The 9,946-nt window shown below is 42.4% G+C and carries 7 protein-coding genes and 2 pseudogenes; 4 read left to right on the top strand and 5 right to left on the bottom strand.

The features are described from left to right. Positions 1-30: 30 nt before the first annotated feature. From rsmG to BXY_RS03460, 4 genes and pseudogenes are all read right to left on the bottom strand, one after another. A complete protein-coding gene (gene rsmG, locus BXY_RS03475) occupies positions 31-651 on the bottom strand; it encodes a 16S rRNA (guanine(527)-N(7))-methyltransferase RsmG (RefSeq protein WP_008640602.1) in 621 nt (206 codons plus the stop codon). 113 nt (positions 652-764) lie between these two features. Continuing rightward, a complete protein-coding gene (locus BXY_RS03470) occupies positions 765-1,616 on the bottom strand; it encodes a DUF3298 and DUF4163 domain-containing protein (RefSeq protein ID WP_008640601.1) in 852 nt (283 codons plus the stop codon). Positions 1,617-1,760: 144 nt separating this feature from the next. Next, positions 1,761-1,862: pseudogene (locus BXY_RS03465) on the bottom strand (DUF2492 family protein); the annotation flags it as partial. Positions 1,863-1,900: 38 nt separating this feature from the next. Then, positions 1,901-2,987 (bottom strand): annotated as a pseudogene (locus BXY_RS03460) (metallophosphoesterase). A 284-nt stretch (positions 2,988-3,271) separates the two neighbouring features. Here BXY_RS03460 and BXY_RS03455 point away from each other — a divergent pair. The 4 genes from BXY_RS03455 (at position 3,272) to BXY_RS03440 (ending at position 8,719) form a co-directional block, all read left to right on the top strand. After that, positions 3,272-3,670 carry a hypothetical protein gene (locus BXY_RS03455; protein WP_008640595.1) on the top strand — a complete coding sequence of 133 codons (399 nt, stop codon included), beginning with the start codon at positions 3,272-3,274 and terminating at the stop codon, positions 3,668-3,670. Between the two features lie 124 nt (positions 3,671-3,794). Beyond that, positions 3,795-6,017: a TonB-dependent receptor gene (locus tag BXY_RS03450; protein WP_015531228.1), complete on the top strand. Its 2,223-nt coding sequence runs from the start codon at positions 3,795-3,797 to the stop codon at positions 6,015-6,017. 69 nt (positions 6,018-6,086) lie between these two features. Next, positions 6,087-6,410: a heavy-metal-associated domain-containing protein gene (locus BXY_RS03445; protein WP_004300412.1), complete on the top strand. Its 324-nt coding sequence runs from the start codon at positions 6,087-6,089 to the stop codon at positions 6,408-6,410. 98 nt (positions 6,411-6,508) lie between these two features. Continuing rightward, positions 6,509-8,719, top strand: a complete 2,211-nt coding sequence (locus BXY_RS03440; protein ID WP_015531227.1) for a heavy metal translocating P-type ATPase — start codon at positions 6,509-6,511, stop codon at positions 8,717-8,719. A gap of 179 nt (positions 8,720-8,898) precedes the next feature. Here the strand turns inward: BXY_RS03440 and BXY_RS03435 are convergent, their stop codons facing one another. Beyond that, on the bottom strand, positions 8,899-9,738 hold the full coding sequence (locus BXY_RS03435; protein ID WP_015531226.1) for a helix-turn-helix domain-containing protein: 840 nt from the start codon (positions 9,736-9,738) through the stop codon (positions 8,899-8,901). Positions 9,739-9,946 lie beyond the last annotated feature (208 nt).

Here is a 9,946-nt window from a genome sequence, read left to right as displayed (position 1 = left end):
TTTATCATCTATCAGAACATATAGTCTTGTTTAAATCGGAACATATACCACTTTCTTAGTTTGAAAGAACTCTTCTTCGAAACTATCGCTCAAGTTATGAATGACCGTTTTATGCTTGAACGGCATCGTTTCATGCTCCAGTTCGCCACCTTTGAGACAGATCAGTCCGTTGGGTAATGCATTCTGTTGTTTTGAAGAGATATTCTTTTTGATAATCTTAATCAAATCCGCCAAAGGCATTACGGCACGGCTGACAACAAAGTCGAACGTTCGTTTCTCCTCTTCTGCGCGGGCATGACGGAATGTTACATTTTTCAGTCCGATAGCGTTTGCCACTTCGGTTGCTACCCGTACTTTTTTGCCGATACTGTCCACGAGGTGAAATGTCACTTCGGGAAATAAGATGGCTAAAGGAATACCGGGGAAACCTCCTCCTGTACCCAGGTCCATAATGCTGGTTCCGGGGCGAAATTGGATTGTTTTGGCAATGCCTAACGAATGGAGCACGTGATGCTCATATAAATTCTCGATGTCCTTGCGGGAGATTACGTTGATTTTAGAATTCCAGTCAATGTAGAGGTCGTATAGAGCTGCAAACTGTTTGCGCTGCTCTTCCGTCAGATCAGGAAAATATTTCAGTATGATTTCCACTGTTTGAGTTTTGAGTTATAAGTTTTGAATGATAGATGTGGATGAATATCCTATTCTGTCACACGGGAGTGATAACAATAGGATATTCATTGGTGTTCAGCTTTTTATGAAATTTAATTTTTCAGTTCTCCTAGAATTGGGTTACTGCCTAGTAAATGCTCCATCATAGAAAATGGGATTGTTACCTTTACAGGTCCCATAGAATAAGGAGTGATATCGTATACATTATAATAGAAGGTGATTCCTTCTTTGCTTAGATAGAAATTTTCTGTCGGAGCGATGTCCCCGGTGGAAGCATATCCCATATCTTCCAATGCTTCGTGAGTGTTCACTTTATTGTCCGCCATGAGCTGGTTCCAGATCAGGTCGGTCAATGCGTCTTTGTAGTCTCCGACAAAAATATCATCAAGACGGAGCGGGCGCATCAGGGTGAGGTCCATGTTCAGGAAAGTAGCCATGTAAATGCCATGTGCACCTCCGGTATATTCGTTGTAGTCGATACGATATACAAGCAGGTCTTTATCATACAGTTGTACGTGGCTCTCTATACCTTTATAATAAGAATACCAAGCTCCGATGGAAGATTCGTCTTCCTTGTCTTTCTCGTCCTCGGCATACATCGGCTCGAGGTCGCGGCGGTATTCGCTGATATAGTTCTCGGTATATTGCTTTACAACTTCTTCCGGCTTTTCGCCGATGTATTTATCACCGAAGCAGGCCGAAATGAAATAAGAATTCAAACTATCTTTCAGCATATCATCCGATGATTTTACCGGATAGGCAAAATTAATAATAATATTGCAGGCCGGTTTGGCTGTATCACTGAAGAGGTGTGCTGTCTCATTCACTTGAATGCTATCAAACTGTAACGCACCTGTGTTTTTGTTCATCTTGTCATGACAAGAAAACAAAAAGCCGCTTACCGAAAGTATAATTGCAAGCAGACTGACATATTGTTTTTTCATACCCGTTTTTTCTATAAATTCAACATTTGTATTATCATTCACTATTGACAAATATAGATGAAATTCGTGAATCGGGCTAATAAAAACAGAAAAATTTGCAGCTATTTATCCTCTAAAACAGGATTGCCGGATACCATCCACACGTCAATGCTTGCAAACTTTAGTGATATCCACGGTGAATCCATCTTCAGCAGGCATAAATTTCCCTTTCATTTTCAGAAATTCGATAAGGGTATCTACGTCCATTTAGAAACTGTAACATATGTGACAAAACTGCATATTATTCATTGGAAGTTGAAAACAACCATTTCGCTATGCGTTCCTATTCTGAAAGGCGGTCCCCAAAGAGACAATCCGGAAGACACGTACACGTGGCTGTTTCCCCATTGGCGGTAACCGTGGCTTTGCTCGAATATATAATCAGTCACCCAATTAATAGGCCATACCTGTCCGTGATGTGTGTGTCCGCTGAATTGCAGGTCGACGCCGGCATCTTCTGTTTCTTTCAGGTTGAAGGGTTGATGATCCAGCAAGATGATAGGTTTGCTTTTATCAACATTCGCCATCAGTTCTTGCAGGGAACGGCGTTTGCGATTATGATGGTCATCGCGGCCTATCAGTTGTATGCCGTTGGGGAGTGTCACTACTGAATCACGCAAAAGTTGTATCGGAGTATTCTTTATATATCGGATACTTTCATCGATTCCACTAATGTATTCGTGATTACCAAGAACCATGTAGATGCCCATAGGAGCTTTCAACTCGGCCAGTTCTTCCGCCATATTCTCTGTATAAAGAGGTACAACACTGTTATCAATTAAGTCGCCACTAATCAGTATCAAGTCGGGATGCTGTGCATTTATCATTTCCACATACTTCTTCAGTGAGGCTTTTCCTGTGCCGTTTCCCAGATGAACATCGCTTATCGCGACGATTTTTAACTGCGTGAGAAGTATCTTCATTTTGTTTATTAGTTAAAATGTTGACTATATTGGTTTCCGGATGGTGATAGTTGTATAGCCCATATCCCAGCAATCCTAATGTAAACACCAAAGACAGATAAAAACGATATTTGCAGACAACCTTGAATAATCTCAATATATCAAACAACAGCAGGAATAATGCCATGTATAGGGTAAATATCAGCCAACTTGTTCCAATGATGTACATCGAATGGGAGATAAGGACAGGCATTTCCAGGTTACGGGCTAACATCGTGCCGAAGAAAGATAAGGCACATGTCCAAAATAAAACGGTTAAGAGTAATTTTACTCCAAGCGGTTTTACTTTCAGAGCCTGCGTCGCTCTGATAAATATGTAGGTATTCCCTGCCAGATAAAGAGTGATAATGAGGAGTAGATATGTAAGCATAGCGTTTACTTAAAAAAACAATGAATTTATTCGTGGCAAAGATAGGTTTTATTGTTGAGTAAAAAGAGTTAATAGTGCTGATATGACCCTAAAATAGCCAAATAATGAACGGGAAATATGTCTGCAATGAATTGGTATTCAATCTACTGATGATGGAATACGAGGTTATTGGGGGAAGAACCGGTAAGAAATGCATGTATATCTATAGTTTTGAATGAGGATTGAATCTTAATTACGAAAATAGATAGGAAAATTTGTTTTTATTCTTATCTTTGTCCTCTGAAATGAAAAGACTAGCCTACATAACAGCACTAATCCTTTCTCTCCTGATTATCTATTCAGGAGGCGGAGTCTCTATTGTGCGTTATTGCTGTGCCCGTTGTGAGACAGTGCAGAGCTGCTGTGATACAGGCTGTCCGAAGTGTAAAAAGTCTCATACTTGCGATTCAAAGAAAAACTGCAAAGAAAAAGGTTGTACGGCTACGATTTATAAGCTCGACCTGATGAAACACTCTACGGAACTGACCGTATCAGTTTTGGCAGTCGATCTTTTATGTGAGCATTTCTGCTATCTGCTGACTCCGACCTATGCGGATAAACCGGTAGAATTTGATAGTCTGACCTCTCCGCCACCTCTCTGCTCGAGGCAGATGCTGGCGTTATATTCCACTTACATTATTTAGCCACTATTTCTTTCTTATTTAATCCTTTACTTTCAATAGAACATGAAAGTAAAGCAGCACTGAATGCAACTAAGTTGCATGAGAAATGAATTAATTTTGTATCTCGAAAGTAACTTTAGAAAGAATGAAATATATGATAATAGGACTGTTCCTGTTATTTGCCGGCAATATATATGCGCAAGTACGGGGAACAGTGAAAGATAGTACCGGGGAGGCTATTCCGGGTGCCAATGTGTTCTGGATGAATACAGGACAAGGAGTGACAACGAAAGAGGATGGTAGTTTTTCTATCACTAAACCTTCCAAAAGCCACATGCTGATTGTCAGTTTTATCGGTTTTCAGAACGACACGATTCATGTGAGCAGTAAAAATCAACAACTGGATATTGTGCTTCGTGATGGAGTGGAACTGAATGAAGTAAATATTGTCACTCGTAAACTGGGAACGATGAAATTGCGCAGTAGCGTGATGAACGAAGACATGATAAGCAGTGCCGAATTGAGTAGAGCCGCTTGTTGTAACCTGGGGGAAAGTTTTGTGACGAACCCTTCAGTAGATGTGAGTTATTCCGATGCGGCAACAGGAGCCAAACAAATTAAATTGTTGGGGCTGTCCGGCACTTATGTGCAGATGTTGACGGAAAACATTCCGAATTATCGGGGAGCCGCCGCTCCTTATGGATTAGGATATGTCCCCGGCCCGTGGATGCAAAGCATACAGGTTTCCAAAGGAACATCTTCGGTAAAGAATGGCTATGAAGCCATCACAGGACAGATAAACGTAGAATTTAAGAAACCGCAGTTGCCGGAAGCCGATTGGGTGTCTGCCAATCTTTTTGCAAGCACTACCAACCGGTATGAAGCCAATGCGGACGCTACATTGAAAATTTCCAAACGATGGAGCACTTCTCTGCTGGCACATTACGAAAATGAGACCAAGGCGCATGATGGTAATGATGATGGATTTGTGGATATTCCGCAGGTGGAACAATATAATGTGTGGAACCGGTGGGCATATATGGGCGACCATTATGTTTTTCAGGCAGGTATCAAAGCCCTTTCTGAAACACGTACCAGCGGACAGGCCAATCATGGAGGAACAATGCACTCCGGTGATCTGTATAAAGTAGGGATCGATACAGAACGCTATGAATTCTTCACCAAGAATGCCTATATCTTTAATAAGGAGAAGAATACGAACCTGGCTTTGATTCTTTCCACCACTTTACATAATCAGGATGCTACGTATGGACGCAAACTGTATAATGTGGATCAAACCAACGTCTATGCTTCGCTGATGTTTGAAACAGAATTTAATCCGCAAAATAGTTTCTCCGCAGGGGTGAGCTTCAATTATGACGCTTATGACCAACATTACCGTTTGGAAAATACAACGGACAATCCTCTCAAAGCCTTTGAAAAGGAAGCTGTTCCCGGTGCTTACGTGCAATATACGTTGAACCTGAATGATAAATGGATGGTAATGGCCGGTCTGCGTGGTGATTACAGTAACCAACATGGTTTCTTCGTGACTCCGCGTGCGCATCTTAAGTACAATCCGAATGATTATGTGAATTTCCGTCTTTCTGCCGGAAAAGGGTATCGTACCAATCATGTGTTGGCGGAAAACAACTACCTGCTTTCCAGCAGTCGTAAGGTGGAAATAGCAAAGAACCTGGATATGGAAGAAGCGTGGAATTACGGTGCCAGCGTCTCTACTTATATCCCTATATTCGGCAAAACGCTGAATGTGAATGCAGAATACTATTATACGGATTTCCTGAAACAAGTGATCGTAGATATGGATAGCAACCCCCATGAAGTAGCTTTCTACAATTTGGATGGACGCTCTTATTCGCATGTGTTCCAAGTGGAAGCAAGTTATCCTTTCTTCAAAGGATTCACCCTGACAGGTGCTTACCGGCTCACGGATGCGAAAACGACCTACAAAGGTGAACGAATGGAGAAACCGCTGACCAGCAAATATAAAGGACTACTCACGGCCTCTTACCAAACTCCGCTGGGAATATGGCAGTTTGACGCCACACTGCAACTGAATGGCGGCGGCAGGATGCCTACTCCTTATGAGTTGGGAGACGGACAGTTGTCTTGGGAACGTCGTTATGGCAGTTTTGAGCAGTTGAGCTTGCAGGTGACCCGTTACTTCCGCCGCTGGTCTATCTACGTAGGAGGCGAGAACCTGACAAATTTCAAACAAAAGAATCCGATTATCGATGCGGCAAATCCCTGGGGGAACAATTTTGATTCTACCATGATTTGGGGACCGGTGCACGGAGCAAAAGGATATATCGGAATACGTTTTAACTTAGCTAGAAATAGTGAGTAAAAGCAGGAAATAGCGAATGAAAGAAACGATTGCATAATAAAGAATATTAATTTTAAACTGATAAGAAAAATGAGAACAAAAAGATGGATGGCCACTTGCGTGGTGGCTCTTTTGAGTGTAACAGCTGTATTGGCAAAAGATATTCGTGTTGTTGTATTTAAAGTGTCGCAGATGCACTGTGAGAAATGCGAAAAGAAAGTAAAGGACAATATGCGTTTTGAGAAAGGGCTGAAGGATATTTCGACCGAAGTAAAAACGAAAATGGTAACCATTACGTATGACGCTGAAAAAACGAATGTAAAGAAGTTGCAGGCAGGGTTTAATAAGTTCAGTTATGAAGCCGAATTTGTAAAAGAAACAAAGAAAGACGATCAGAAGGCTGATAAGAAGTAATTGAACAAATACCTGTATTAGCTTGTTTCTATAAACAAACAAGGGTTCTTCCCCAACTTCTTTTTCGAGAGGAGGGGAAGGCCGTAAACAATAATTATATGGGTAACACAACAAAAAAGGCATTTCCTGTGCTTAATATGCATTGTGCAGGATGTGCCAATAATGTAGAAAGAACAGTAAAAAAATTGCCGGGAGTCATTGAGGCTTCCGTTAATTTTGCTACCAATACATTGACCGTTTCTTATGAGAAAGAGCAGCTGACTCCCGGAGAGATTCGTGCGGCTGTGCTTGCGGCAGGTTATGATCTGATTGTGGAAGAAGCCCACAAAGAAGAACGCCGGGAAGAGGAACAGCATAAGCGTTACACTCGTTTGAAGTGGAAGGTGATTGGTGCGTGGATTTTGGTAGTACCGTTATTGGTATATTCCATGATACTGATGCATGTGCCATACTCTAATGAGATTCAAATGGTACTTGCTATCCCTGTTATGGTCTTTTTCGGAGGCGGTTTCTTCACCGGAGCCTGGAAACAGGCTAAATTAGGACGGAGCAATATGGATACTTTGGTTGCGCTTAGTACTTCCATTGCTTTTCTGTTCAGTCTGTTCAACACTTTCTTCCCCGAATTCTGGTATGACCGCGGATTGGAACCGCATGTCTATTATGAGGCTTCTGCGGTGATTATCGCTTTCGTTCTTACCGGAAAGTTGATGGAGGAACGTGCCAAAGGAAATACCTCGACAGCCATTCGTAAGTTGATGGGAATGCAGCCTAAAGCGGCTCGTGTTCTGCGCAATGGAGTGGAGGAGGAGATCTTGATTGAAAAACTTCAGGTAGGTGATTTGGTGGTTGTACGCCCGGGAGAGCAAATACCTGTGGACGGTCAGCTTTCCGAAGGCGACTCGTATGTCGATGAAAGTATGATTAGCGGTGAACCGGTTCCGGTAGAAAAGAAGAAAGGTGATAAAGTATTGGCAGGGACGATCAACCAGCGTGGCTCATTTATCATTCGTGCCGCACAGGTAGGCAGTGAAACCGTGCTTGCCCGTATTATCTCTATGGTGCAGGAAGCGCAGGGTAGCAAAGCTCCCGTACAGCGCATTGTCGATCGTATTACGGGGATTTTTGTACCTGTCGTATTGGGCATTGCCATTCTGACATTTGTATTGTGGGTCACCATTGGTGGTAGTGAATATATCTCTTATGGTATTTTGTCGGCTGTTTCTGTTCTTGTCATTGCTTGTCCATGTGCTTTGGGGCTTGCTACACCTACTGCGTTGATGGTGGGTATAGGTAAAGCTGCCAGCCAGCATATTCTGATTAAAGATGCAGTGGCTTTGGAACAAATGCGCAAAGTAGATGTCGTTGTTCTGGATAAAACGGGAACACTGACTGAAGGACATCCTACAGCTACCGGATGGTTATGGGCGCAGTCGCAGGAACCACATTTCAAAGATGTACTTTTAGCTGCGGAAATGAAATCGGAGCATCCGCTTGCCGGCGCTATTGTCTCTGCGCTTCAGGACGAAGAAAAAATAAAACCTGCCGCGTTGGATAGCTTTGAAAGCATTACGGGAAAAGGAATCAAAGCCTCGTATGAGGGACATACTTACTGGGTAGGTAGTCATAAACTCCTGAAAGATTTCAGTGCGACAGTAAGCGATGTGATGGCTGAAATGCTGGTTCACTATGAATCGGACGGTAACGGCATCATTTACTTTGGACGTGAAAACGAGTTGCTGGCTATCATTGCTGTTTCCGACCCGATAAAGGCTACTTCTGCCGAAGCAGTGAAGGAACTGAAACGTCAAGGGATTGACATCTGTATGCTGACGGGGGACGGACAACGGACTGCACTAGCCGTTTCTTCCCGTTTAGGAATCGAACGTTTTGTTGCCGACGCTCTACCGGACGATAAGGCCGAATTTGTACGTGAGCTTCAAATGCAGGGAAAGAAGGTTGCGATGGTGGGCGATGGTATCAATGATTCGCAGGCACTGACATTGGCTGACGTCAGCATTGCCATGGGAAAAGGAACTGATATTGCTATGGACGTGGCTATGGTGACTTTGATGACATCGGACTTGTTGCTGCTTCCTAAAGCCTTCCAGTTGTCAAAGCAGACGGTCAAACTGATTCATCAGAATCTTTTCTGGGCGTTTATTTACAACCTGATTGGTATTCCTATTGCTGCCGGTATCTTGTTCCCGCTGAATGGTTTGCTGTTGAATCCGATGCTGGCAAGTGCCGCAATGGCGTTCTCCAGTGTGAGCGTAGTGCTCAATTCGTTGAGTTTGGGACGAAAATAAGAAACGAACTATAAAAAGACAGGAACCTGTAAGCTGTAAACGATGAATGGCAAGCTGTTATTTATGAACAGCGAACTGTAAATAATAGACGGTGAATACTTTGCGGATAATGCGCAATTTATTCACCGTTCATTGTTTTGCAACTCACCATTTATGTTTTCTATCGTTCTTCGTGAAAATTATCTGTTTCTAAAGTCCAATGGTGTCATTCCTACATATCGTCTGAAATACTTGCCAAAGAAAGAGGCGCTGGGGAAGTTTAGAGAATATGCTATCTCTTGGATAGTCATATTGGTACCTTTCAGTTTGGCTTTAGCATCCATGATAACGATATAAGCAATGGTGTCCAAAACACTTTTACCTGTCACTTGTCTCACAGTCGTGCTTAAATGTTGAAGAGATATTCCTAGTTTATCTGCGTAGAATTGTGCACGACGTTCGTTTTTATAATTCTCGGTGATGGCTTGAATCAGTTCCCGGCAGATTTCCTTTTTGCGGTTCGAACTGCTGTTTTCGCCCGGAAATTTATGATATATCAGTCGTATGCTTGTCAGGATAGTCTGAAGAGACAATTCGACCAATTCAGAATCCATTTCGAAGTTCTCATTGCAACTGGCCCGTGATAATAGAGCAAAATAGTCTTTCAGATAACTGGCTACTTCTTCATTAAGAGGAACTACCGGCTGTTCTATCAGTTTGGGGTATGCGTTACCAATATTCTTCATCAGATTGATCCGTCCGGTACAATGAGCAGAGAAGCCGGCAAAGCAAAGGCATACTTTTTCCGTTCTTTCCCGAAACTGAATGATTGTTCCCGGTAATAATGTTATTAAGTCATTGGGGTGAATTTCGTAATCAAGCAGATTGATGGAGGCTTTCATCGAACCTTCGGTACAGATGGCAACAATACATGCTTGCAACCGGCAAGATTGCTTGTAAATATTGAGAATGTCTTCTGTTACATTCGTCCATGCTAATACTTCGGTAGGCAAGTCTACCTGTGGAAAGTCCATTTTCATAGTTGTGTTTGTTATATTGGGCCAACAAATGTACGCATTTTCTTTTTATTTCTTACCTTTGTTTTTATGAAAACATTTTTTATTGATTGGAATTTGATACCATACGCCGAAGCATGGCAACGGCAGACAGAATGGTTTGATAACATTGTCCGGGCAAAAGTTCAGGGCGAGAGTTATGAAAACCGTATTGTGATGTGCGAACATCCCC

This window comes from Bacteroides xylanisolvens XB1A, from assembly GCF_000210075.1.
Taxonomy (GTDB): domain Bacteria; phylum Bacteroidota; class Bacteroidia; order Bacteroidales; family Bacteroidaceae; genus Bacteroides; species Bacteroides xylanisolvens.
This window is presented reverse-complemented; position numbering and strand designations above follow the sequence as displayed.